The organism is Pseudarthrobacter chlorophenolicus (genome assembly GCF_000962805.1).
In the GTDB taxonomy this organism is placed as follows: Bacteria; Actinomycetota; Actinomycetes; order Actinomycetales; family Micrococcaceae; genus Arthrobacter; species Arthrobacter chlorophenolicus_A.
The window spans coordinates 81,219-104,756 of the sequence record NZ_JZTW01000002.1 but is presented as its reverse complement, the minus strand read 5'-3'; the positions used below and the strand labels follow the sequence as shown (position 1 = coordinate 104,756).

The following is a 23,538-nucleotide window of genomic DNA, read 5'->3' as shown; positions in this document are numbered from 1 at the left end:
GAACCTCAGCCGAGCGGCCCGGGTTCCTCCACGGGGGAGCGGTTGCCGCGACGGCGGGTAACGATGATTCCGACGACGGCGCCCACCACCAGGCCGAGCACCACGCCGATGAGGGAGCTCGCCCAGAAGGGCAGCTTCGTTGCCGAGCCCGTGAAGTAGCCGAGTCCCACCAGCCAGCAGGCCCACAGCAGCGCTCCGAGGCCTGCGCACAGGCTGAAGCCACGGACCGAAACGTTGGCGATGCCGGCGGCGGCGGAGGTGGCAAGCCGGCCGCCCGGAATGAATCTGGCGCCGATGATGGCCCCGTAGGTGGAGGACCTGCCGGCCTTCGCGAGGGCGTCATGGATGCCCTGATGCACCCGCCGGCCCCATTTCCAGCGGTCCAGGACATGGCTCAGGCGGCGGCGGAACAACTGGAACACCACGATGTCGCCCGTCCACGATGCAAGGGCTGCAAGGGCGAGCACCAGGAAGATGTTCGCCCTGCCGTCTGCTGACAGCGCGCCGCCGGTGATGACGACCATTTCGGACGGAATGGGTGGAAAGATGGCATCGCCAAGGACCACGGGGATGATCCAGAAATAGATCGCTTCCCCCCAGCTGTCAGCGCTGCCAAAGTCCATTGCCACAAGGTACCGCACTTTCACGGCCCGGCTGCCGGGGTCAGGCCGCAGGATTCCCGAAGTTTTCCGGCGCCGTCCGCGAGCGTGCCCGGACGGTTTCGCTGAGCTCGAGGCCGCTCCGGTATTCCACAGGGCGGCCCGAGATCGGATCCACGAAGCGGATGCCGCGGGCCAGCAGCTGCAGGGGTTTGCCGTAGTTGTCCGGGGCCTTGTCCAGCAGCTCGGGATAGAACGCATCGTTGACGATTCCGAGCCCCAGCGAGGCCATATGGACGCGCAGCTGGTGGGTCTTGCCCGTGTGCGGTTCGAGCCGGTACCTGGCGAGGCGGGCCCCGGCGCCGTGCGCACCCGGGGCCGTGCTGCCGTCGAGCGTTTCCAGCTGCTCAATCCGCGTCTCGGCGTTCGGCTCGCCCTCCACCACCTCGGCAAGAAGGTAGCTGCGGGACTTGGCCATCCGGTTGCGGACCACCACCGGGAAGTCGACGGCGGGGTGTCCCGGCGCGGGGTCAGCGGCCGAAACACACTCGTATTGCTTCTGCACCTGCCGCTTCTCGAACAGCACCTGGTATCTGCCGCGCGTCTGCGGGTTGGTGGAAAACAGCAGGACACCGGCGGTCATGCGGTCCAGCCGGTGCATGGGGATCAGGTCCGGCAGGTCCAGCTGGTTCCGCAGCCGCACCAGGGCCGATTCCTGGATGTAGGTGCCGCCGGGGGTGGTGGGCAGGAAATGTGGCTTGTCCACCACCAGCAGGTGTTCGTCCTGGTGCAGGATGCCCAGCTCCACGGGAATCCGGGTTTCCGGGGGAAGCGTGCGGTAGTACCAGATGAAGGTGTGGTCCTCGAGCCTGGTGTGCCGGCTCAACGGAACACCGCCTTCGCCAACGATCTCGCCGGCGTCGAACCTGTCCTCGATGCCCTGCGGATCGATGTGTCCCCAGCGGTGCATCATGTAGTCCATAGCTGTCTCCCAGGGGCCCTCGTCCGGGAGGCGCAGGCGGGTGGCGTTAACGCCGTCGCGCACGGGGAGGGGGGATTGCATCACCGGTCCATTCTACCGGCGCCCCGTGACGAGGCCACGTGCTATCCGACGACAAAAAAGTTCTTGACAAAAAAAGTTGTCGGTTGCCATGATGGAGCCATGTTGGACATTGCAGTGATTGAGGACCCCGCGGCGGCCGAAGCCTCGCTGGATCCCATCCGCTCGGCCATGCTCCGGGAACTGGCGCAGCCGGCGTCGGCCACCCAGCTGGCTGTCCGGGTGGGGCTGCCGCGGCAGAAAGTGAACTACCACCTCAAGTCACTGGAACGGCACGGCCTGGTGGAACTGGTAGAGGAGCGGCGCAAGGGAAACGTCACCGAGCGCGTCCTGCAGGCCTCCGCGGCCTCCTACCTGATTTCGCCCTCGGCCCTGGCTTCCGTGTCCCCGGATCCGCGTCGTTTCGCCGATCGGTTTTCGGCGTTCTGGCTGCTGGCACTCGCGGGCCGGATGGTCCAGGAGGTGGGAAAGCTGATCGCCGGAGCTGCGACGGCCCGGCAAAAGCTCGCCACGTTCGCCATAGACGGCGAAGTCACTTTCCGCTCCGCCGCGGACCGGGCAGCCTTTGCCGAGGAACTCGGTGTTGCCGTCACGCACTTGGTAGACAAGTACCACGACGCCGGACCGTCCCCGCGGGGCCGCCGCCACAGGCTGGTGGTGGCACTGCATCCCGTCCTCAAGCCGTCCCCTGAAACCTCACACGAACCCGCAACCAAGGAGCAGAACAATGACTGAGAACCGCAACTTCGAAATCGTCTACGACGCCGAGCTGCCCGGTACGCCGGAGCGTGTCTGGGAGGCGGTCACTACGGGTACCCCCGGCTGGATGTTCCCCACGGACCAGTGGCCGAACGTCAAGACCGTCAATGAGTACCCCACCCATCTGGTCTCCCGGATGGACGGTCCCGATGGCTGGTTCAACCAGCTTGAACACGTCCTGGAGCCGCTGGACGGCGGCCGGGCCCGGCTGCATTATGTCCACAGCGGTATCTTCGCGGACAACTGGGACGCGCAGTACGACGGCGCCAGCCGTCACACCGAGTTCTACCTGCACACCCTGGGCCAGTACCTGCAGCACTTCGACGGCAAGCCCGTGGTGTTCACGGACATCCAGGGGCCGGAAGCATCCCAGGCGCCGGACGGGTTTGCACGGCTCCGCCGCGCCCTGGGCGTCGAGTCGACGGTGCAGGGCGGCCAGGTGGAGGTAGAGCTCGACGGCGTGGGCCGGCTTTCGGGCGAGGTGGACTTCTCCAATGAGCACTTCCTGGGCATCCGCACCGCAGACAGCCTGTACCGCTTCTTCGGGCGGAACGCGTGGGGCGCCCCCGTGGGTATGACGGTGCACGATTTCAGCGGCGCCGGCGATTCGGAGACCACGGCCAAGGCCTGGAGCGGGTTCTTGGAGCGCGTCTACGAGTAGGCCGGCTGGGCCGTTGCCCTGCCGCTGAAGGTGCCGGGACGCTGGAACGGTGCGGCGACGCTGTACCGCTACGGCGATTTGGCACCGTTCCAGCGATTTCGGCGGCTGAAGTCAGGCGATGGCGACGGCGGGGGCCTGGGTCAGTGAGCTCCGCAGCTGGGGTGCGGCGTCGAGTCTGTCCTGGGCGGCCCGCAGGGCCAGCACGGCGGTTTCGAGTTTGCCGGGCGGAAGGGTGAAGGGGAGCCGAAGGTACCGCTCGAAGGCGCCGCCGATCCCAAACCGCGGCCCGGCGGCCAGCCTGATCCCGTGCTCAGGAGCGATCACAGTCAGCGCCGTACTGATAGGGGCGGGCAGCCTGCACCATGCGGACAGTCCGCCCGAAGGTGATGTGGTTTGCCAGGACGGCAGGTGCTCCCGGAGCAGCTCCAGCAGTGCGGTGCGGTTGTCCCGGAGGGTGTCCAACAGGGCCGGCAGGGGCTCGTCCAGGGACCGGACCAGGTGGGCCGCGGCCAGTTGCTCCATGACCGGTCCGCCCAGGTCCAGGACGCTCCGCGCCGCAGTGAACCGCTGGATCATCGGCTCGGAGGCGCGGATCCAGCCGGTGCGCAGGCCGCCCCAGTGGGACTTGCTGAGCGACCCCACGGAAACCACCGCACTGCTGAAGCCGGCCAGTGGTGTGGACTGGACGCCGTCGAGGTTCAGCTCCCTCAGTGTTTCGTCTGCGATCAGGATGGTCCCCGCCGCGGCAGCGGCCGCAACCAGCCGGCGGCGCTGGGCGTCGGGCATCATCATGCCCGTGGGGTTGTGGAAGTCGGGAACCAGGTAGGCGATCTTGGGGCGCTGCTGGGCCAGTGCTGTTTCCAGTGCCGGGAGGTCCCAACCGGACTCCGCGAAGCCGACCGGCACGGGGCGGCAGCGGGCGGCACGGATGGCGTCCAGTGCGTTGGGGTAGCTGGGGTGTTCCACCAGCACCTTGTCCTGGCGGTCGGCCAGGGTGCGGATGATGATGGTCAGCGCGTGCTGCGCGCCGGACGTGACCATGATCTGTCCGGGGCCGGTGGGAACGCCGGCTGCCGCATACCTGTCGGCAATGGCCTGGCGAAGTGGCAGTAGCCCCACGGCGTCATACCCGAATCCCGGCAGCAGCGCCGGCAATTCCGTCATCGCCGCGGCGAAGGCGCGGTGCACCACCTCTCCGCTGGCCGGCAGTGCCGAATAGGCCAGGTCGATCAGCCCTTCGGGTGCGGCCAGGCCGGGAGCAGTCAGCGCGGGGCTGGCTGAAGTTTGCGGGCTGTAGAGCGCCGGGCCGAAGGCTGTCCGCTCCGGGATGCGCGTCCTGCCTCGGCTGCCCTGACCGCTGCTGAGGAACCCCTGCTCACGCAGGGTCGAGTAGGCCGCGGTGACAGTGGTCCGGCTGACGTCCAGTGCGGTGCACAGGGCGCGCTCGCTGGGGAGTGCCGTGTCCAGCGGTACGCGGCCGTCCAGGATGAGGAGTCGGATGACGTCTGCCAGTTCCCTGTAGGCGGGGGCGCCGCCGTGGTGCCAGATGCCGAGCATGCGGCCGAGTGCAGCCGCGCCAAGGGAAGGAGCCATATAGCCAGTATCTTAAACTGGCTATGTAAATCAATGCCAGTTTGATGGGAGGGTTGACCAATGATGTTCCGCAGACTCGTTCAACTTTTCGCCGGCCTCGCCATGTACGGCATTTCGCTGGCCCTCTTCATTCGCGCCGGGCTTGGCTTGGACCCCTGGGACGTATTCCACCAGGGCGTGGCCAACCGGACCGGGTTGAGTATCGGCGTCGTGGTCATCATTGTCAGTTTCCTGGTGCTCCTGCTGTGGATTCCCCTGCGCCAGCGGCCCGGCTTCGGCACCCTCTGCAACGCCATCCTGGTGGGTGTCTTCGCCGATGTTGGCCTGGCACTGATTCCCTCCCTGTCCAACCTTGCCGGACAGGTGGGCCTGCTGGCCGGCGCCATCCTCCTGAACGGCATCGCCTCGGCATGCTACATCGGCGCCAGGTTCGGCCCGGGAGCCCGTGACGGGCTGATGACCGGACTCGCGCGGCGCACAGGGTGGTCAGTCCGGTTGTCCCGAACCCTCATCGAGGTAGTTGTCCTTGCGGCAGGCTGGCTGCTGGGCGGGTCAGTTGGCGTGGGAACCGTGCTGTACGCGCTGGCGATCGGGCCGCTGGTACAGCTGCTGCTGCCCTGGTTCATGGTTCCGGCCGGTACTCCGAAAGTGGCCCTGGTGGCGCGTTCGGACGGGAGCCGGAACGGCGGCCCGGACGCCGCGGGTGAACCCAGCTATTCCGGGAAGGGCTGGCACCTCGGGCAAAAGTAGATGTCGCGTTCCTCTTCGCCGTTCAGTTTCCCCAGCAGTCCGCGCCGGACGGGCGTGCCGCATTTGAGGCATGCGTGCTGGTCCCGGCGGTACACCCAGTAGCCGGGCCGCCCGGCCATCCTGCCCACGGGCATGCCGCGGGCGTTGAGGATGGTGACGCGGCGGCCTGGGCCAAGGTTTGCTTCCAGGAGCTGCTTGGCGTCAGTCATCAGGGTTCGCAGGTCCGCCACCCCTGACACGGGTGTGGCCGGATGTACGCCGGAGAGGAAGCAGGCCTCGCAGCGGTAGATGTTCCCGATGCCAGCGAGGTTGCTCTGGTCCAGGATGGCCACGCCGATGGGAACCTCCGGCCGCGCCCGGAGCCGGCGTTCGGCCTCGTCCAGGTCCCAGTCCGGTCCCAAGAGGTCCGGGCCCAGGAAACCGACAATGGAGTCCTCGTTCGCTGTCGCCACCACTTCCAGGATGCCCAGCGAGAAGCCGACGGCGTCCGCGGCGGCAGTGCGCAACACGCACCGCGCGGTGAAGCCGGGTTTCCGCCACCTGCCGCCGGGCGGGTAGACCTGCCAGGTGCCTTCCATTTTGAGGTGGGAGTGAATGGTGAGGGCCTTGTCCCCTGGCCCCTTGACCCGCATGAGCAGGTGCTTGCCGCGCGGGACAACCTCTGTCACGGTCCATCCGGTGAGGTTCAGCGTGGCGAAGCGCGGTACGCGGAAATCCGAGGCGGTGAGTGTCTGGCCGGCCAGTGCTTTGTGCAGTCGACGGGCGGCCCGCCAGACGGAATCTCCCTCAGGCACGGATCCTCAGACCTTTGGGAGTGGAGTAGGCGCCGGCAGCGCTGAGGGCAGCGGCGACGGGGGTGTCCAGGATGCCCTGGCCGTTGACTTTTTCCATGATCAGTTTGTCCACGGCTCCGCGGGTGACCACACCCACCAGGGCTGCGCCGGCGGCGTCAAGGATGGCGGGGTCGTCGGAGAACGCCAGCAGGGTCTTGCCGCCCCGCTCGACGTAGAGAACCAGGGCGCCGTCCACCAGCACCACAAGGGCTCCGGCTTTGCGGCCGGGCCGGTGGCCGGTGCCGGCATCATCCCGCAGGGCCGGCCAGGGCAGGGCGGCGCCGTAGGGATTCGCGGGATCCGTGGCGGCCAGGGCAAGGGCTACGGGTTCAGGTTTGGCGATCTGGCTGTCCTCCGCATACGAGCGAAGCCGGTCCACCGTGGCGGGGACAGCGAACTGCGCCGCGCCGAGGTGTTCAATGAAGTACCCGCGGCGGCACCGGCCGGCTTCCTCGAGCCTTGCCAGCACCTTGTACATCAGGCCAAAGCCGCCCAGGATCTGCTCCGCCATGACCGACCCGCGGGTTACCACCCCATATCTGTCCAGCAGCAGCTCGGCCGTAGCCCGGGCATGGATGGTGGCATCCAGTTCCGGCTGTGGAAGGGCGGACCAGCGGCCGGCAGCCGTTGGGGGAGTGGCGGCTGCACCCTGGGAACCGTACCGTCCGCCGGCCAGGCCCGCGGAGCCCATCAGCCCGGTGCCGTGGGAGCGGCCCAGCCTGTTCAGCCGTGGAGCCCTGGAACGGGGAGCCTTCGCCACCTGCCGATGGGCCGTATGGCCACCCGCGATCAGCGACCGGACGGGTGCAAAGGTGTCACCGGTGATCCGTCCGGCCCAGGCGAGATCCCAGAGGGCGGACACCACTTCCTGGTCGCTGAGCACCGAGTCCATGCCGCCCGCCACCTCCGTGAGCTGGCGGAAAAAGTACCCGCCGCCGTTGTTCCGGAGATGGTCGAGGAGCCGCAGGCCGGCGTCACCCGGTTCGTAGTCCGGTGCAGGGTTCAGCGTCAGCTCCGCGGAGTCTGCCAGGTGCAGGCTGATCCAGCCGTCATTTCCCGGCAAGGCACCGGCTCCGGACCAAAGGACTTCGCCCGCGGCCATCAGCTCATCCAGCATGGCGGGCTGGTAGTTGGACACCCTGCCGGCCAGGATCAGTGGTTCCCAGGCGGATGCCGGGATGGGGACGCCGGAGAGCTGGTCGATGGCGGTGACGATGCCGTCCAATCCCCGCAGTGCCGGCTGCCCCCGCCCGCCGCCCGGGATCCGGACGTTTTGCCAGGCAGGGAGGAACCGTCCGTAAGCGGCGGCGTCCACGGGCTCCACTTCGGCGCGCAGCGCGGCCAGGGACCGCCTTCGGAGCTTCCGCAGCACCTCGGCGTCACACCATTCGCTGACGGCCGCGTGCACGGTTTCGCGCAGGATTTCTTCCTGCTGTCCGTCCCCGCCCGGCAGATCGCTGTCCTCGCCGCCGGTTGGCGCGGACTCCGGCCCGGCGGCGACGGGCGTGGCGTGGGGCCGGAATTCGCCTTCCACCACGCGGCCGTCGTCGGCGAGGCGCTTTAGGGCGGTGCCCACCACGGCGACGCCCAGTCCCAGCCGGGCGGCGGCTTCGGGAGCGGTGAAGGGCCCGTGGGTGCGGGCGTAGCGGGACACCAGGTCGCCCAGCGGGTCCGCTACGGGCTCGATGAACGCCAGCGGCACGCCCATGGGCAGCGGCACACCGATGGCATCACGAAGGCGGGCCGCGTCCTCCACGGCAGCGAACCGTTCCGCACCGCCGATGTTGACCTTGATGGCGCGGTTGGCCCGCTGCAGCGCCACGAGGTGGGCGGCGGCTTCCTCAACAGTGGCAGAGGGAGTGTGGGGCGGTGTGCCCTCGGCAGGCTCAGGCGCAGGGTGGTCGGCAAAGTCGGCATCGGCATCGGCATCGTCCCCGGCGGCGGCGGCCCCGGAGGGATCAGCCACAGGGGTTTCACCGGGATCGACGGCAGTGGCAGGATCAACCCCTGCAGCAGGCTCCAAACGGGCGGCGGCCTCATCCGGGTCCAGCGGACCAAGCAGCCGCAGGAGGTCGGCCACGCCCTCAAGCCCCCGCACCCTGCGGTCCGGCACCAGCCGCTGCAGTTCGCGTTCGGTGGCGTCGATGACCTTGGCATCCAGGAGCTCGCGCAGCTCCACCCGGCCCAACAGCTCGTTCAGGAGGGTGGAATCCAAAGCAAGCGCAGCTGCGCGCCGCTCCGCCAGCGGGGAATCGCCTTCGTACAGGAACTGGGCAACGTAGCCGAAGAGCAGGGACTTGGCGAACGGCGACGGCTGCTGCGTGGTGGTCTGCACCACCCGCAATTCGCGGCGTTCAACGGCGGCCGCAATGTCCTTCAGTGCCGGCAGGTCGTAGACGTCCTGGAGGCACTCGCGGACGGTCTCCAGAACGATGGGGAACGTGGGGTATTTCCGAGCCACATCCAGCAGCTGGGCGGACCGCTGGCGCTGCTGCCACAGGGGCTGCCGCTTGCCGGGGGTCTGCCGCGGCAATAACAGGGCACGGGCCGCGCACTCGCGGAACCGTGAAGCAAACAGGGCACTGCCGCCCACCTCGGCCGTGACGATCTGCTCCAGGTCCTCAGGGTCGAAGAGGAACAGCTCGGCGCCCGGGGGCTCGTCCTCCATCATTGGCACCCGCAGGACGATGCCGTCGTCGGCGGCCATGGCTGAGCCGTCCAGGCCGTACCGCTGGTGGAGCCGCTGGCCCACGGCCAATGCCCACGGTGCATGGACCGGCATGCCGAAGGGGCTGTGCAGGATCACCCGCCAGTCGCCCAGTTCGTCATGGAACCGTTCCACCACCAGGGTGGTGTCGCTGGGAACCACTTCGGTGGCCTGTTTCTGTTCAGACAGGTACTGGATGAGGTTGTTGGCGGCGAAAGCGTCCAGTCCGCTGGCCTGGCAGCGTTCGGCGGCCGGGCCGGCGTCGGAGGCGGACAGCTCGCGCACGAAGGCGCCGAGGGCGCGGCCCAAGTCCACTGGCCGGCCCAGGGAGTCACCTTTCCAGAAGGGCAGCTTGCCGGGCTGGCCAAAAGCCGGGGAGACCAGCACGCGGTCGTGCGTGATGTCCTCGATCTTCCAGCTGGTGGCGCCGAGCGCGAAGACGTCGCCAACGCGGGATTCGTACACCATCTCCTCGTCCAGCTCGCCTACGCGCCGGCCACCCTTGGGGGCCGGAGCCGGCTTGCCGTCCTCCGAGGGCGACGCCGAGCCTTCCATCTCCGTGCCGATGATGTAGACGCCGAACAGGCCGCGGTCCGGGATGGTTCCGCCGGAGGTCACGGCGAGCCGCTGGGCGCCCGGCCTGCCTTCGATGGTTCCTTCGTTGCGGTCCCAGATGATCCGTGGCCGCAGCTCGGCGAATTCGTCGGACGGGTAGCGGCCGGCCAGCAGGTCCAGGGTGGCCTCGAACGCCGAGCGGGGGAGCGAAGCGAATGGGGCCGACCGGCGGACCGTGGCGAACCATTCCTCAACGTCGATGCTGCCCAGGGCGGTGGCGGCAACCGTCTGCTGCGCCAGGATGTCCAAGGGGTTGGCGGGGATGCTGAGGCGTTCGATTTTGCCGTCCAGCATGCGTTCCACGGTGATGGCCGTATGCACCAGGTCCGCCCGGTGCTTGGGAAACAGGACGCCCTGCGAAATTTCGCCTACCTGGTGCCCCGCGCGCCCCACGCGCTGGAGGCCGCTGGCCACCGACGGCGGCGACTCCACCTGGACCACCAGGTCCACCGCCCCCATGTCGATGCCGAGTTCCAGGGAGGATGTAGCTACCACGCACCGCAGCCGCCCGGATTTGAGGTCGTCCTCGATGAGCGCACGCTCGTCCTTGGACACCGAGCCGTGGTGCGCGCGGGCCAGCACCGGGTCCGCTCCCGCGGAGCTTCCGGCCTGCGCCATCATGTGTGCCGGTGTTGCAGTGGAGGCAGGCACGCCCGACGACGGCCCGGAGCCGGTGCCGGGCGCGCCAAACGCCTCCACACCGTCCTCCAGGGGCCCGTCCCAGCCGCCGCCCGCGGCCATAAGCTGGCGTTCGGCGTAGATTTCGTTGAGGCGCGCCGTCAGCCGTTCCGACAGCCGGCGGGAGTTGGCGAAGACAATGGTTGACTGGTTGGCCAGTACCAGGTCAACGATCTTTTCCTCGACATGCGGCCAGATGGACGCCTGCGGCTGCAGCCCGGAGGCCGGGCCGGAGTCGAACGCTCCCGCTGCACCCTGGAGATCGGACATGTCCTCCACCGGTACCGAAACCGTAAGGTCCCAGTTCTTCTTGGACGGCGGCGCCACGATTTCGACCGGAGCGGTCCCGGCAAGGAACTGGGCCACAAGCTCCTTGGGCTCTACCGTTGCGGACAGCCCGATCCGCTGTGCGGGCTTGGGCAGGAGAGCGTCGAGACGCTCCAGCGAGACGGCCAGATGGGCTCCGCGCTTTGTCCCCGCAACGGCGTGGACCTCATCGATGATGATGGTGTCCACTTCGGTGAGTGTCTCCCTGGCCCGGGACGTGAGCATCAGGAACAAGGACTCGGGCGTGGTGATGAGAATGTCCGGCGGGTTGCTCAGCAGCGCCCGGCGGTCCGCCGTGGTGGTGTCTCCGGACCGGACGCCCACGGTGATCAGCGGGGCGGGCATCCCCAGCCGCTTGGCCGTCTGCGTGATGCCGATTAGCGGCGAACGCAGGTTCCGTTCCACGTCCACGCCGAGGGCCTTCAGCGGCGAAATGTACAGCACCTTGGTTTTGCGTTTGGGTGCCCGGGGACGGCGGGCTTTCGCAGGGGCCTTGGTTCCTTTGGTGCCGGCGGCGGCCGCGGGTGCGGCACCTTCCGCCAGGGCTCCGGTGTCCGGGGCGGGCGCCGCGGAGAGGAGCCGGTCCAGTGCCCACAGGAAGGCGGCAAGGGTTTTGCCGGACCCGGTGGGAGCCACCACCAGGGCGTGCGAGCCCGAGGAAATGGCGTTCCAGGCGCCGTCCTGGGCAGGGGTGGGTTCAGTGAAAGCGCCCAGGAACCAGTCCCGGGTGGGCCGGGTGAACTGGCCCATTGGCGCTGTGGCCACGGCACCCCGGCCGTCCGTGGAGGGCTCTTCCTGGTTCATGCCTCCATCATGCCCCACCCCACCGACAGAGCGGCCGGGGCCACGAGGACGGCGCCTTCGCTGCGGCCCAGCCGGATCGACGCCATGCCAGTTCACCCTCCTCACCCGATGGCCCGCAAGGCGAATCTGTGACAGGTCCGTTATGGACCCCTGCCTAGCCACGGTCAATTTGATAAGTATACTTATCGTATCCGGGGGGCGAGTCTACAGTTCACGCACATCCCGGCGATGACGTGCACTAATACGACTGAAAGCAGGACACATCATGACCAGCATGAGTTCCACCGGTCGCACCGCGGGCCGGACCAACATCCAAAAAGCAACCCTGGCCGTTGGCGCCGTCTTCCTCCTGGTGGGGGTTCTGGGCTTCATCCCGGGCATTACGTCCAACTACGAAAGCCTCGGCTTTGCCGGGCACGGTTCCGAGGCATTGCTCCTGGGCATCTTCCAGGTCTCCATCCTGCACAACATCGTGCACCTGCTCTTCGGCATCGCGGGCATTGCGATGGCCGGCAGCGCGGTCCAGTCCAGGAACTACCTGATCGGCGGCGGTGCCATTTACCTGGTGCTGTGGCTGTACGGGCTCCTGATCGGCCAGGATTCGGCAGCCAACTTCGTCCCGGTCAATACCGCTGACAACTGGCTGCACTTCGTCCTCGGAGTTGCCATGATCGGCCTGGGCGTCGCCCTTTCACGTGGCACGGCCCGGACCGGGCACACCACCGCGTAGGCGCCACCAGAGACGCAAGCAGGCGGTCCGGCAGATGCCGGACCGCCTGCTTTTTGGTGCCCTGAATGATCCGGCGTCAGGCGGGCTGGAACGCGCCGATGGTCAGCAGTTTGACGTCTGCGTTGCTGCAGGCGGTGGTAGGTTGCGCCAGGAAAAGGGACTCGGTGTCCTCCGGCGGATAGATCCGGTAGCCGGCCGCGTCAACCGGTGAGCAGTCGGTGTAATTGCCCGCTTGCGTGTACCGCAGCTGGGCCCAGCCCGTTTGGCCGGGCGCCAGCAGGACTTCCGTGACAGGAACGGACTCGTCCCGGGTGGCCGCTGCCCCGATGGGACCGCCCGCCGCGTCAGCTGCGAGGGACACTCCGGGGAAGCCCTTGAGGATGCAGGGCTCGCTGCCGGTGTTGGTGAGGTTGAGCTTCATGTAGACGCTTCCCGCGGCACCGCCGCCGCTGGCGTCGGTGGCGGCAGACAGTCCTGCCGCCTTGCAGAGTCCGGGCCCTGCCGGCGTGGTGGTTGCCGGGGCTGCGGACGACGGCGGCGCGGCCGTTGTAGCCGGGGGTGCGGACTGTGAGGGGCTGGCGGAGCCCGTCCCCGGCGCGGCCGGGGTGGTGCTCGTTTGGCTCTGCGGCTGGCCGAGACCGCATGACGCAAGCAGCAGGACAGCCGCCACACCGGCCGTCGACAAGGCTATCCCCTGGAGTGTTTTCTGAGACCTCATGCCACCACCTTCGCGGCAGTCCGGGGTGGCGTCAACGATGCCACGTGGTCCCAAGGCAATTTGATGCCCGGATCGTGATGATCCGGGCATCAAATAAGGCCTAGTTGGTGCTGTCGGCTGCCTTCCGGCGTGCGCCGCTCCGAAGCAGTGCGAGGCCGCCCAGTACAAGTCCGGCCACGCCGGCCCCGAGGCCTGCCCAGCTGCGGGCATCGGCGCCGCTGTCCGTCACGGATGCTGCCTCTTCCGTATGGGCGGCCGCGGCTGCTGTGGTGCCGTGCCCATCAGACGCGGCGGTGTCAGTGATGGTGATGGACGGGGCCGGTGCCTTCAGGGAGTGCGGGTCCTGGCCATCCTTGGCGATTTCCGACCAGTCCGTTTGGCCGGCCTCGCACGTCTGCAGCGTGGGGAAGTTCAGCGTGGTGCCTGCGGCATCGGGAAGCTTGACGGACAGGACCAGCGTGTCGCGCAGGTCGTGGGCCAGGGGCGTTTTGGCCGTATAAACGATCTGGCTGGTCCGCTTGGTGATGGAGCTGCCGTCGGCAAGCTTTTTCGGCTCGGCGAGCTGTTCGGTCACCTTTTCCGCGGTCCAGTTGGGGTTCACGGTGGGCTGGGCGTCATTGAGCTCTGCCGGCAGGGTAATGGCCACCTTGGTGGTGGCTGATTCCTCGCATCCGTGGGGGATGGCGAATGTCAGCAGTGCGTAGGAGTTGGCGGACGTCTTGTCCGGCGTCACGCCCACATGGGCGGAGGCAGCTCCGGCGCCGGCCAGGATCAGCACGGCGGTGCCGCCCGCGGCTGCGGCTGTGGTCAGGGTGCGGCGAAGGATCGGGGAATTCATGGGTTGCCTTTCTGGCGCACGCCAAAGGGGGCGTGCAAAGTTATTGGGAAGGCCCAGGCCGGCGCTCGGTGCCGGCGCGGGTCAGTAGGAAAGCGCGACGGCGGAAGGCGGACCGCGTCGGCTGTCCTGCCGCAGGTTCCGCCAGGGGCGGAGGGGCGCGGCGGTTGGCGGAAGTGCTGCGGGAACGGGCCCGGCGTCGTTGAAAACCAGCGGTGCGGGAAGGCCGGCGAGGGGCCGCAGCCACCCGGCCAGGGCCCAAAGCGCTGCCTCGCCCTTGGCCAGCAGCAGGGCGCAGCCCAGGGTTGCCAGCGCGTGCGCGGCAAGCATCAGGGAACCCGAAGCAGGGTCCGCTGGGTCTACATGCCCGGCCAGGGCCAGCAGGTCCGGCGGAAGCGAGGGCACGCCGTGCTGGTGGCCTGCATGGGCTGCCACGGGACCTGACGGCAATGAGGACACGCTGAAAGTGGCGAACAGTTCGTGCAGCGCCAGTTGCCCGCCGCCCATCAGCCCGGCCATGGCCGGGAAGGAGAGCTTGAGCCTGGTGGCAGCGGTGCTGGCGAGGCCCGTGAGGGCGAGGATGGCCAGGAGGATCCCGGGGGCGGGCAGCTGCCCGCCGCCTGCCACGTGGGCGCCGGCGGCGAGGGTCAGGATGCCAGTTGCAAGTGCTGAGGCGCGGACCAGGTGGAAGGGTGTGCGGTGTGCCGGCACTGACTCTCCCCTCCCGATGCGATGGCGCGTACAACTGCAGGAACAACGGCTGTTCCTGCCCGCCCGATTCTACCGGGGAACCGGGGACGTTACGGCGCCGGGCTTGCCGTATGTGGAAACCCGCACCGGGCAAGGGGAGAAGGAAACGCTCAGGCCCCCGCCAGCAGCTCCGCCAGGACGTCCGCAGCGCCCTGGTGCCGGACGAGCCGCGCGGACTGGCCCGCCCACAGGGACATGAGGTCCGTATTTCCGGCAGCGGCGGCCGTGGGACGGAACCGGCCGGTCAACCAGTTCTGGACGGGGAACGGGGCGATGGCCGGCGGCGCGAGTTCCGAGGTAACCCGGTTGGGGATTCCGCGTGCAAGCCGGCCGCTCAGTGCGCGGGTCAGGACTGTATTGCCCGCGGCAGGGCTGTGGAGCAGCTCCCGATAGGCCGGCGCGGCGGCCGATTCGCGGGTGGCCAGGAACGCCGTGCCAACCTGGACCCCATCGGCGCCCAGCGCCAGTGCGGCGGCAAACCCGCGGCGGTCGGCGATGCCGCCCGCCGCGATGACAGGGATGCTGACGGCATCGGCCACCTGGGGGACCAGGGAGAACGTGCCCACCAGGGAGTCCTCGGCCGGGCGCAGGAAGGACACGCGGTGGCCGCCGGACTCCATCCCGCTGGCCACCACGGCGTCCACGCCGCCCGCTTCGAGGGCCAGGGCCTCCTCCACGGTGGTGGCGGTGCCGGCCACCTTGATGCCGCGCCGGTGCGCTTCTTCCACTATTTCCGGCGCGGGGACGCCAAAGACGAAGCTCACGACGGCGGGGGCAGCCTCCAGGGTTGCCTCCACCTGCTCGCCGTAGTCGGCCATGAATCGTTCCGGCATGTCCGGCAATTCGAGGCCAAGCTCCTCGAAATAGGGCTGGAGGGCGCGGACATAGCTGTCGAACTCGGTCCGGGGCAGTTCCGTCGTCTCGCTGCCGGTGGGCACCCACAGGTTCAGGGCGAACGGCTTGGCCGTGGCGGCGCGAAGCTGCGCCGCCGTCTTGAGGATCGCGGCGCCGTCGTACCCGTACAGGCCGTACGAACCCAGCCCCCCGCCGTCGGACACCGCCGCGGTGAGTGCCACGGAAGACACGCCGCCGAAGGGGCCAAGCACCACCGGTACGTCAATGCCGAGCACGTCCGTGAGCCTGCTGCGGCGTGAAGCGGCGTGGTCCTGCTGGGGCATGGCGTTCTCCTGACGGATCCGATGGTTTGCGGCGGCTTCGACCAGTCTTGCAGGGCCGGGCGGCGCGCCCAAGTCCCGGTCCGACGCCGCTGCGTTCGCGTGGAGAAGAGTGCCGGCCACGCCAGCGCCGCCCGGCGATAGACTGCATTCCATCAGTGCAGGCGATCTAAGGAGAAGTTCATGGACTACACCGGAAGCCAGTCAGAAAAGGTTGTTCCGGCCGGTGAACTTGGCCGCAGCCACATCGGCCAGACCATCACTTTCCAGCCCAACGAGTTCACCGTGGTGTTTGGCAAGCTTGCCGGGATCGCGCGGACGGACGCCATGGTCTACCTGTCACTGCAGGGCGTCGGAAACGGTACGCACCTGAAAGACGAGTACGACCTCCCGGCCGCCCATGACGTGTATGTGCCGGTGGATGTCATCAGCAACGCGGAAACCACCATCAAGGACCTCTTCGGCAAGGTCCAGGAGAACCTCCGCGGAGGCGGCCACAAGGGCGGCGAAGACCGCACCGACAAGCTTTAGCCGGCGGGCCACCAGCGGAGGGTGGCCCGTCCGGGCCTTAAGCCTGCGGAAGCACCACCACGCCCGTGGCGGCCTGAAGGTACGGAGCCGGATCAGGGTCGTCGCCGCCGGCCCACTCGAGCCACGCCTGGAACGTGGCACCGATAAAGGCTGCGCAGGCATACCGTGCAGTAGCGGCAGGAACCCCTGCCGCCTCGAGGTGCGCCAATGTGCGTTCACGCTGGGCGCCGAGGGCCTCGTAGCTCCGGTTGAGCAGTTCCCGGTGCGCGCCGATCAGGCGGAGGCGCGCCCGGGTGACCGCCAGGTCGGGCAGGGCAGCGGCTCCGGCAATTACCGCCCGGCGCAGTCCTTCCAGCGGATCGTCACCTGCACGCTGCGGGGGGCCCGCTTCCAGCGCCAGAACCGACGCCTCGATGGCGGGTTCGGTGCCGCCCCACACCAGGTCTGCCTTAGTGGCGAAGTAGCGGTACAGGCTCTTCCGGCCTACTCCGGCAGCCCGGGCAATGTCCTCCATGGAGGTTTCCTCGTACCCGTTCCGGCCGAAAAGCTTCACAGCCACCCGCGCCACGGCCTCGGGATCGATAGTGGCTGGGCGTCCCGTGGACCTGGTTGCTGGCTCTACCGTCGGCATGCCAACAGTATTCACCCTGCACTCCCTTCCATAATGACACTCTGTGTCATAAGCTGGCGGCATCAGCCCAATCAACCGAAGGGAACACCATGGGCAACGACGCCGCATGGCAGGAAAATGCCACTCCAGGCCGCTTTTCCGGCAGGACCGTCATCGTCACCGGGGCCGGCTCGGGCATCGGCCAGGCCACCGCGCTGCGGATTGCCCGGGAAGGTGGACGGGTCATTGCCGCGGACATCAGCAAACAGCGGCTGGACGATCTCGTGGCCGATAACCCCGGCCTGGACCTTGTCCCGGTTGCCGGGGACATTTCAACCGATGAGACAGTCGCCGCCGTCATTGCCGCTGCCGGCGGGCGGGTGGATGCACTGGCCAACATCGCCGGGATCATGGACAACTTCGCCCCCATCCACGAGGTGGACGACGAGCTCTGGGACCGGGTATTCCGCATCAACGTCACCGCGCTGATGAGCCTCACCAGGGCCGTGGTTCCGCTGATGCTGGATTCAGGTGCGGGATCGGTGGTCAACGTCGCATCCGAGGCAGGGCTGCGCGGGTCCGCCGCCGGCGCCGCCTACACAGCCTCGAAGCATGCCGTGGTGGGCCTGACCAAGAACTCCGCCGTCATGTACGGCCCCCGCGGGCTCCGGTTCAACGCCGTTGCGCCGGGCGCCACCCTCACCAACATCGAAGCCAACTGGGGCTCGGAACTGGCAGCGGGCCGGCTTGGACCGCTGATGCAGGCCAACATCCCCGCGCCCGCAACCGCTGCACAGCTGGCAGCGTCCATCACGTTCCTGCTCAGCGAGGACGGCACCAACGTCAACGGCGCAATCCTCGCGTCCGACGGCGGCTGGTCGGCGCTGTAAGGCGGCACGGACCCAGGTGCCCGGGCACCAAAAAGCAAGCGTACGACGGCGGGCCAGCCCCGGCGTCGTACGCTTGCCTTTGTTCGTGGGTACCGTCCGCGGCGGTCAGGGGCGCGGCCGTTGCTAGGCTCCTCGGATGGGGCAGACGCTGGGGGCAACGCAATTGAACGATCGGTGGGACGGCGGGCTGCTGGGCCCAGAACAGTCCAGGCTCACTGAATCGTGGCTGGAGGCGCCGCTGCTCGTGGCTGACCTGTCCTGGGGGATCGTGGACACGAAGGTCCTCCACGTCCAGTCGGCCGCCGGTCAGGTCATCGTCAAGACCGGGGGACCGGATAACCACCACCTTGCCCGCGAGATCAAAGCCCATCGGGCCTATACCCGTCCGCTGGTGGAGTGCGGGCGGGCGGCCCACCTGCTCCGCGCGGATCCCGGCGCCAATTTACTGGTGATGGAATACCTCGAAGGCCGCTTGGTTGAGGGCACGGAAGCCGAGCATGAAACAGGCACTTACGCCCAGGCCGGTGAGTTACTGGGGCGGCTCCACCGCCAGGAGTCTCGCTCCGATGACACCCACGAAGCCCGGGCCACGGCGAAGGCCCTCGCGTGGCTGGACCGTGCGCACCGGATTGATCCCGCCGTCGAACGGGAAGTCCGGCGCCGGTTGGCGGAGTACCGCCCGGTGCCTGTCGACGTCGTTCCTACCCACGGCGACTGGCAGCCGCGGAACTGGCTTCTCCACCGCGGTGAGCTCCGGGTCATCGACTTCGGCCGTTTCGATTTCCGCCCTGCCGCCACTGACCTGTGCCGGTTGGCGGTGCAGCAGTGGCGGGGACGGCCGGCCCTTGAGCAGGCATTTTTGGGCGGCTACGGGGAAGACCCCCGGTCCCGCTTGGTCTGGCGCATCGACCTGCTCCGGGAGGCCATCGGGACGGCCGTGTGGGCGTATCTGGTGGGGGACGAAGCCTTCGAGAACCAGGGCCACCGGATGCTGCGCGAGGCACTGGACCGTTGGTGAGCGGCGCCCGCAGCCGGCTGCCCTCTGCCCTTCCCGACGCGCACACTCGATGCCGCGCCGAATATACGGGGTGCGCCAATGAGGATCCGCAGCGAATACGGGTAAGCGCAGCGAAAACGGGTAAGCGCAGGCCGGCTGCCCTCAGGTGGACGGCGCTGCAGCCGTGGAGGCGCGCACCGTCAGGTGCGTGGGCATCACCGAGCGGGAGCGGGCGCCGCCGCCGCGGAGGGGATCCAATTGTGCCAGCAACATGGTCACTGCCACCCGGCCCGCCTGCTCGATGGGGGAGGACATGGTGGTCAGGGGCGGATTGCAGAAGTCGGCGCCGAAAATGTCGTCGCAGCCCACAATGCTCATGTCCCCAGGCACCCGCACACCCCGCTCCCGGAGACGCTGCAGCATGCCGATGGCGATCAGGTCGTTGAAGACAATGCAGGCGGTTGCGCCGCTGTGGACTGCCGTGTCTGCTGCCGCAGCGCCGGACTGGGTTTTGGGCGCGAACGGGCCAAGCTTGACCACCTCGATGCCGCGTTCCTCACTGGCCAGGGACAGGGCATCCCACCGGCGGGCATTCGACTGCGAGGAGACTGGCCCGGATACGTACGCCACCTTCGTGTGGCCCAGTGAGATCAGGTGGTCAAGGGCCTGGCCGGTGGCCGCGGGGGTATCGATGATGACTGCTGGAACGTCAGGCACATCCCGGTTGATGGCCACCAAAGGCATGGCCGCGCGGGCGGCCAGCAGGGCCTCATCCGTCAGGCGGGAGGCGCCCACGATCAGCCCGTCGGCACTTTTCCGGAGTTGCTGGATGGCGCTGGCTTCCACCTCGTCCGACTCTTCGGTATCCACCAGGAGCTGCGTGTAGCCGGCAGCTTTGAGCTGGAGCTGGGTTCCCCGGATGAGGTCGAAGTAGAAGGGGTTGGTGATGTCCGGGACCAGGACGCCCACGGCGCCGGTCTTTCCGGAGCTCAGGGCCTTTGCCTGGGAATTCGGCGTGTAGTTGAGCTCGACGGCGGCCGCCTGGATGCGCTCGCGGGTGCGGATGTTGACGCGGTCCGGCGTGGACAGGGCCCGGGACACCGTGGAGGGAGCAACACCGCATAGGGCGGCGATGTCGTGGATGGTCGCGGGGCGGCTCGCCGAGACTGGTTGCAGTGCCATGGCGTTCCTCTCTGAACGGACTTGGCGGGAGCGCGGTTGTGACCGGAGACACTGCGCTGAAAGCCTTAGGATGTCACGGATCGCACGTGATGGCAACCGGTTGTCAGTCGATTGCAACGCCGCTAGTGTTGTGGGGGAGATGTGATACCAGCCACGGCATGCCTTCCGCCAACGATGCACAGGCGTGCCAGCACCAAGGAGAAACCGTGAGCGAAACTGCAACCTGGCCCCTGTCCGGATTCGGCGACGAAATCGACCCCGATCCGCACGTACAGGCCGCAGTGCTGCTGGCACTGGGTGCCAGCCATATCGAGGTCCGGAGCGCGTGGGGGACGAACGTCTCCGAACTAACGGCGGAGCAGGTGCGCGAACTCAAGGCCATCCTGGACGGCCGCGGACTGAAGGTCTCAGCAGTAGCCAGTCCCATCGGCAAGGTGGACATCAGCCTGCCCGTGGAGCACGAGGTGGAGCGCCTGCGCCAGATCATCTCCGTTGCCAGGGGCCTGGACACCCAGTACGTCCGGATCTTCTCCTTCTACCGCGCCGAGGCCCAAAGCGCCGAGGGCATCCGCGGCGACGTCATGGTCCGCATGGCCGCGCTGGCAGCGGAAGCCGAGGCGGCCGGCGTCGTGCTCCTGCACGAAAATGAAAAGGACATCTACGGCGACACCCCCGAACGCGTCCTGGACATCATGGAAACGGTTGCCTCCCCGGCGCTCCGCGTCGCATGGGACAACGCCAACTTCGTGCAGGTGGGCGTCAAGCCGTACACCGCAGGCTACGCCATGCTCCGGCCGTACCTCGAATATTTTCAGGTCAAGGACGCGCTGTTCAGCACCGGCGAAGTGGTCCCCTCGGGCCACGGCGACGGCGAGCTGGACGCCACGGTGGCCGCCCTCAAGGCGGATGGCTTCAGCGGCTTCGCCTCCCTTGAACCCCACCTTGCCAGCGCCCACGAACTGGGCGGTTTCTCCGGGCCGGTTGCGTTCGGCATTGCTGCGCGTGCCTTTGCGGTACTCACCGACAAGCACGGGGTTTCGTTCTCGTGACCATCAAAGCGGCTGTCATCGGCTGCGGTGACGTGTCCTCCGTCCACTTCGGGGCAATCGCCAAGCTCGACGGCGCCGCGCTGGCCGGGGTGTGCGATTCCGACTCCCGGCGGCTCGCCTCAGCCGTGGACACCTTTGGCGTTCCGGGATTCAACGACCACCTCAGCCTTATCGAGCAGGTCCGGCCGGACGTGGTGCACATCTGCACTCCGCATAACCAGCACGCTTCCATAGCGGCGGACTGCCTGGAACAAGGCGTTAACGTCATCGTGGAGAAGCCGTTGGCCCACACGCTGGCCGAGGGCCGGCGGCTGGTGGCTGCAGCCGAAGCAGGCCGGGCAAAAATCGCTGTGTGTTTCCAAAACCGGTACAACGCGACGTCGCAGGCCATGCACAATCTGCTGGCATCCGGGGAGTTAGGCAGCGTGCTCGGCGCATCGGCAACTGTCATGTGGCAGCGGACGGCGGGCTATTACCGCAACCGGCCCTGGCGCGGAACCTGGGAAGGCGGGGGCGGGGGCCTCCTCATGAACCAGGCCATCCATACCCTGGACCTGCTGCAGTGGCTGGCGGGGGAGATTACGGCCGTCAGCGGCAACGCCTCCACCCGCTTCCTTGGCGGAGACATTGAGGTGGAGGACACCGCGGAATTCGTGGCAGAGCATGCCAACGGGGCCCGCAGTGCCTTCTACGCCACCCTGGCGAATCCGTACAACGCCCCCGTGACACTGGACGTCATCACCGAAGGGGCTGTCCTCAACCTGCGCGGCGACCTGACGGTGACGTACGCGGACGGGCGGGTGGACGTGGTGCCTGAGCGCCGCAGCGCCTCGGGCGGCCGGGACTACTGGGGTGTGTCCCACGAGCTGCTCATTGCCGATTTCTATGCCCGCCTCGATGATGCAGAACCGTTCTGGATCAGCCCTGCCGAGGCGGAGAAATCGCTCCGGATCATCAAGGACATCTACCGGCAGAGCTACCCCGACGCCGGCGAAACCGTTTCCTGAAAGACCGCGGCAAAACAAAAGTGCAACTTTTCTGACAACCGGTTGCCAAATATGGCAACGATGCGTACTGTGGGTTGCACAAGCGGTGTGGCGCACGCCACACACTTTCACCAAGCACTACTCCCTCATCCAAGGAGCCAACAATGAAGTTAGGTCCCAAGGCGGCAGCGGCCGCCCTCGTACTGAGTGCCTCGATGGCACTTACCGCCTGCGGCGGCGGCAACGCCGGAGCAGGTGCGAATTCCGGTGCCACCACGGTTACCGCACTCACGCTGGGAACGCTGCGGGACCTGACCTCGTGGGATCCGGCCCAGGCCCATGTGGGCCACGCGCTTCAGCCCTACCAGGCAGCTTACGATTCGCTCATCCTTCGAGAGTCTGATGGCAAGCTCAGCCCTATGCTTGCCACGGCATGGAAGTACAACGATGCCCGCACCAAGCTGACCGTGGACCTCCGGACGGACGTCACCTTCAGCGACGGGGCAAAGTTCGACGCCGAAGCCGCCAAGGCCAACCTGGACCACTTCAAGAAGGCCAATGGTCCGCAGATGGCCCAGCTGAGTTCGGTCTCTGACGTTGCAGTGGTTGACGCGGACACCGTGGACATCAACCTCAGCGCCCCGGATCCGGCGTTGGAGTTCTTCCTCAGCCAGGCGGCCGGCCTGATGGGCAGCCCGAAGGCGCTCGGCACCGACGCCATAAAGACCGAGCCGGTGGGCTCCGGCCCCTACGTTATGGACAAGGCCGCCTCGGTGAAGGATTCGCAGAGTGTCTTCAATGCCCGCGAAGGGTACTGGAACAAGGATCTCCAGAAATACAAGAAGCTCACCCTCAAGATCCTGCTGGATCCGACCGCCCGTACCAACGCACTGGTCTCTGGCCAGATCGATGCCACGCTTCTTGACCCGAAGAACGGCAAGCAGGCCGAAGGCGCCAAGATGAAGCTGGAGACCAACCAGGTTGACTGGTCCGGCCTGCTCCTGCTGGACCGTGACGGTTCCAAAAACCCGGCCCTGGCCAACCTGAAGGTCCGCCAAGCCATCAATTACGCGTTCGACCGCAAGACGATCCTCGACCAGGTGATGCTGGGCCAGGGCACCCCCACCTCGCAACCGTTCGGCAAGGACAGCGGTGCGTGGTCCGAGGACCTTGAGAACTACTACAGCTACGATCCCGAGAAGGCCAAGCAGCTCATCAAGGAGTCGGGCTTCGAAGGAAACATCAGCATTGACGTTCCCACTCTTCCGGGCGCCGAAACCCTGATCTCCGTGCTCAAGCAGCAGCTTGCGGACGTGGGCATCACCCTCAACCCGGGTGCAGCCATCACCAACACCTTCACCGCGGACGTTGCCGCCCGGAAGTACTCGGCCCTGTTCTACAACCTCTTCCAGGGTGAACCCACGGTGGCCATCGACCAGATCGTATCCACCAAGGCCCTGTACAACCCGTTCAAGAGCACTACACCGGACCTCGAACAGAAGATCCTGGCCGTACGAAACGCCGGTGATAACGCTGGAGAAGCTGCCAAGGAAGTCAACAAGTACGTGGTGGAACAGGCCTGGTTCGCCCCGCTGTTCCGCGTCAACCAGATGTACTACCACAACGACAAGGTCAACGTGGAGCCGCAGGCCCAGCAGGCCGTTCCGTCCATCTATAACTACTCGCCTGCCAAGTAGGA

21 protein-coding genes are annotated in these 23,538 nt (G+C 67.5%); 10 read left to right on the top strand and 11 right to left on the bottom strand.

Going from position 1 to position 23,538, the window contains the following annotated elements:
- Positions 1–5 precede the first annotated feature (5 nt).
- Positions 6–623 carry a DedA family protein gene (locus tag UC32_RS03915; protein ID WP_045729956.1) on the bottom strand — a complete coding sequence of 206 codons (618 nt, stop codon included), beginning with the start codon at positions 621–623 and terminating at the stop codon, positions 6–8.
- Between the two features lie 40 nt (positions 624–663).
- Positions 664–1,662 (bottom strand): RluA family pseudouridine synthase, encoded by a 999-nt coding sequence (locus UC32_RS03910; protein WP_045729955.1) that lies wholly within the window; start codon positions 1,660–1,662, stop codon positions 664–666.
- Between the two features lie 99 nt (positions 1,663–1,761).
- Between UC32_RS03910 and UC32_RS03905 the strand changes: the two genes are divergently transcribed.
- Together UC32_RS03905 and UC32_RS03900 are read left to right on the top strand one after the other, a co-directional pair.
- A complete protein-coding gene (locus tag UC32_RS03905) occupies positions 1,762–2,394 on the top strand; it encodes a winged helix-turn-helix domain-containing protein (protein WP_045729954.1) in 633 nt (210 codons plus the stop codon).
- Positions 2,387–3,079, top strand: a complete 693-nt coding sequence (locus tag UC32_RS03900; protein ID WP_045729953.1) for an SRPBCC family protein — start codon at positions 2,387–2,389, stop codon at positions 3,077–3,079. Before UC32_RS03905 ends, UC32_RS03900 begins: the two co-directional genes overlap by 8 nt.
- 111 nt (positions 3,080–3,190) lie before the next feature.
- Here UC32_RS03900 and yczR read toward each other — a convergent pair whose 3' ends face one another.
- Positions 3,191–4,672: a MocR-like transcription factor YczR gene (gene yczR, locus UC32_RS03895; protein ID WP_045729952.1), complete on the bottom strand. Its 1,482-nt coding sequence runs from the start codon at positions 4,670–4,672 to the stop codon at positions 3,191–3,193.
- A 60-nt stretch (positions 4,673–4,732) separates the two neighbouring features.
- On the opposite strand from yczR, the gene yczE reads away from it, so the two are divergent.
- A complete protein-coding gene (gene yczE, locus UC32_RS03890; protein WP_045729951.1) occupies positions 4,733–5,422 on the top strand; it encodes a membrane protein YczE in 690 nt (229 codons plus the stop codon).
- Here the strand turns inward: yczE and UC32_RS03885 are convergent.
- Both UC32_RS03885 and UC32_RS03880 read right to left on the bottom strand, forming a co-directional pair.
- Complete coding sequence (locus UC32_RS03885) at positions 5,386–6,216, bottom strand: Fpg/Nei family DNA glycosylase (RefSeq protein ID WP_045729950.1); 831 nt, start codon at positions 6,214–6,216, stop codon at positions 5,386–5,388. The genes yczE and UC32_RS03885 overlap by 37 nt on opposite strands.
- A complete protein-coding gene (locus tag UC32_RS03880; RefSeq protein ID WP_152642557.1) occupies positions 6,209–11,332 on the bottom strand; it encodes an Lhr family ATP-dependent helicase in 5,124 nt (1,707 codons plus the stop codon). Before UC32_RS03880 ends, UC32_RS03885 begins: the two co-directional genes overlap by 8 nt.
- A 319-nt stretch (positions 11,333–11,651) precedes the next feature.
- Here UC32_RS03880 and UC32_RS03875 point away from each other — a divergent pair, with 319 nt between their 5' ends.
- Entirely contained in the window at positions 11,652–12,116 is a 465-nt protein-coding gene (locus UC32_RS03875) for a DUF4383 domain-containing protein (RefSeq protein WP_235423584.1), read from the top strand.
- 76 nt (positions 12,117–12,192) lie between these two features.
- On the opposite strand, the gene UC32_RS20735 is transcribed toward UC32_RS03875, so the two are convergent.
- From UC32_RS20735 to UC32_RS03855, 4 genes are all read right to left on the bottom strand, one after another.
- Positions 12,193–12,834, bottom strand: a complete 642-nt coding sequence (locus UC32_RS20735; protein WP_200896308.1) for a DUF4232 domain-containing protein — start codon at positions 12,832–12,834, stop codon at positions 12,193–12,195.
- A gap of 100 nt (positions 12,835–12,934) precedes the next feature.
- A complete protein-coding gene (locus UC32_RS03865; RefSeq protein WP_045729948.1) occupies positions 12,935–13,672 on the bottom strand; it encodes a YcnI family copper-binding membrane protein in 738 nt (245 codons plus the stop codon).
- 81 nt (positions 13,673–13,753) lie between these two features.
- Positions 13,754–14,380 carry a hypothetical protein gene (locus UC32_RS03860; protein ID WP_045729947.1) on the bottom strand — a complete coding sequence of 209 codons (627 nt, stop codon included), beginning with the start codon at positions 14,378–14,380 and terminating at the stop codon, positions 13,754–13,756.
- Between the two features lie 149 nt (positions 14,381–14,529).
- On the bottom strand, positions 14,530–15,597 hold the full coding sequence (locus tag UC32_RS03855) for an NAD(P)H-dependent flavin oxidoreductase (RefSeq protein ID WP_045729946.1): 1,068 nt from the start codon (positions 15,595–15,597) through the stop codon (positions 14,530–14,532).
- Positions 15,598–15,777: 180 nt separating this feature from the next.
- Here UC32_RS03855 and UC32_RS03850 point away from each other — a divergent pair, with 180 nt between their 5' ends.
- On the top strand, positions 15,778–16,125 hold the full coding sequence (locus tag UC32_RS03850) for a hypothetical protein (protein WP_045729945.1): 348 nt from the start codon (positions 15,778–15,780) through the stop codon (positions 16,123–16,125).
- Between the two features lie 37 nt (positions 16,126–16,162).
- Here UC32_RS03850 and UC32_RS03845 read toward each other — a convergent pair whose 3' ends face one another.
- Positions 16,163–16,756 (bottom strand): TetR family transcriptional regulator, encoded by a 594-nt coding sequence (locus tag UC32_RS03845; RefSeq protein ID WP_045729944.1) that lies wholly within the window; start codon positions 16,754–16,756, stop codon positions 16,163–16,165.
- A gap of 89 nt (positions 16,757–16,845) precedes the next feature.
- Here UC32_RS03845 and UC32_RS03840 point away from each other — a divergent pair, with 89 nt between their 5' ends.
- Entirely contained in the window at positions 16,846–17,625 is a 780-nt protein-coding gene (locus tag UC32_RS03840) for an SDR family NAD(P)-dependent oxidoreductase (protein WP_045729943.1), read from the top strand.
- 136 nt (positions 17,626–17,761) lie between these two features.
- Positions 17,762–18,643, top strand: a complete 882-nt coding sequence (locus tag UC32_RS03835) for an aminoglycoside phosphotransferase family protein (RefSeq protein WP_045729942.1) — start codon at positions 17,762–17,764, stop codon at positions 18,641–18,643.
- 141 nt (positions 18,644–18,784) lie between these two features.
- Here the strand turns inward: UC32_RS03835 and UC32_RS03830 are convergent, their stop codons facing one another.
- Positions 18,785–19,804: a LacI family DNA-binding transcriptional regulator gene (locus tag UC32_RS03830; RefSeq protein WP_045729941.1), complete on the bottom strand. Its 1,020-nt coding sequence runs from the start codon at positions 19,802–19,804 to the stop codon at positions 18,785–18,787.
- 206 nt (positions 19,805–20,010) lie between these two features.
- Between UC32_RS03830 and UC32_RS03825 the strand changes: the two genes are divergently transcribed.
- The 3 genes from UC32_RS03825 to UC32_RS03815 all read left to right on the top strand — a co-directional run bounded on the left by UC32_RS03825 (position 20,011) and on the right by UC32_RS03815 (position 23,536).
- Positions 20,011–20,853 (top strand): sugar phosphate isomerase/epimerase family protein, encoded by an 843-nt coding sequence (locus UC32_RS03825; protein ID WP_045729940.1) that lies wholly within the window; start codon positions 20,011–20,013, stop codon positions 20,851–20,853.
- Positions 20,850–21,860 (top strand): Gfo/Idh/MocA family protein, encoded by a 1,011-nt coding sequence (locus tag UC32_RS03820; protein WP_045729939.1) that lies wholly within the window; start codon positions 20,850–20,852, stop codon positions 21,858–21,860. Before UC32_RS03825 ends, UC32_RS03820 begins: the two co-directional genes overlap by 4 nt.
- 143 nt (positions 21,861–22,003) lie before the next feature.
- Complete coding sequence (locus tag UC32_RS03815; RefSeq protein WP_045729938.1) at positions 22,004–23,536, top strand: ABC transporter substrate-binding protein; 1,533 nt, start codon at positions 22,004–22,006, stop codon at positions 23,534–23,536.
- Positions 23,537–23,538: the final 2 nt, after the last annotated feature.

Coding starts and splice junctions, on each gene's coding strand:
- UC32_RS03915 (WP_045729956.1), bottom strand. CDS start 623: ATGGACTTTGGCAGCGCTGACAGCTGGGGGGAAGCGATCTATTTCTGG.
- UC32_RS03910 (WP_045729955.1), bottom strand. CDS start 1,662: ATGCAATCCCCCCTCCCCGTGCGCGACGGCGTTAACGCCACCCGCCTG.
- UC32_RS03905 (WP_045729954.1), top strand. CDS start 1,762: ATGTTGGACATTGCAGTGATTGAGGACCCCGCGGCGGCCGAAGCCTCG.
- UC32_RS03900 (WP_045729953.1), top strand. CDS start 2,387: ATGACTGAGAACCGCAACTTCGAAATCGTCTACGACGCCGAGCTGCCC.
- yczR (WP_045729952.1), bottom strand. CDS start 4,672: ATGGCTCCTTCCCTTGGCGCGGCTGCACTCGGCCGCATGCTCGGCATC.
- yczE (WP_045729951.1), top strand. CDS start 4,733: ATGATGTTCCGCAGACTCGTTCAACTTTTCGCCGGCCTCGCCATGTAC.
- UC32_RS03880 (WP_152642557.1), bottom strand. CDS start 11,332: ATGGGCCAGTTCACCCGGCCCACCCGGGACTGGTTCCTGGGCGCTTTC.
- UC32_RS03875 (WP_235423584.1), top strand. CDS start 11,652: ATGACCAGCATGAGTTCCACCGGTCGCACCGCGGGCCGGACCAACATC.
- UC32_RS20735 (WP_200896308.1), bottom strand. CDS start 12,834: ATGAGGTCTCAGAAAACACTCCAGGGGATAGCCTTGTCGACGGCCGGT.
- UC32_RS03865 (WP_045729948.1), bottom strand. CDS start 13,672: ATGAATTCCCCGATCCTTCGCCGCACCCTGACCACAGCCGCAGCCGCG.
- UC32_RS03855 (WP_045729946.1), bottom strand. CDS start 15,597: ATGCCCCAGCAGGACCACGCCGCTTCACGCCGCAGCAGGCTCACGGAC.
- UC32_RS03850 (WP_045729945.1), top strand. CDS start 15,778: ATGGACTACACCGGAAGCCAGTCAGAAAAGGTTGTTCCGGCCGGTGAA.
- UC32_RS03845 (WP_045729944.1), bottom strand. CDS start 16,756: ATGCCGACGGTAGAGCCAGCAACCAGGTCCACGGGACGCCCAGCCACT.
- UC32_RS03840 (WP_045729943.1), top strand. CDS start 16,846: ATGGGCAACGACGCCGCATGGCAGGAAAATGCCACTCCAGGCCGCTTT.
- UC32_RS03835 (WP_045729942.1), top strand. CDS start 17,762: ATGGGGCAGACGCTGGGGGCAACGCAATTGAACGATCGGTGGGACGGC.
- UC32_RS03830 (WP_045729941.1), bottom strand. CDS start 19,804: ATGGCACTGCAACCAGTCTCGGCGAGCCGCCCCGCGACCATCCACGAC.
- UC32_RS03815 (WP_045729938.1), top strand. CDS start 22,004: ATGAAGTTAGGTCCCAAGGCGGCAGCGGCCGCCCTCGTACTGAGTGCC.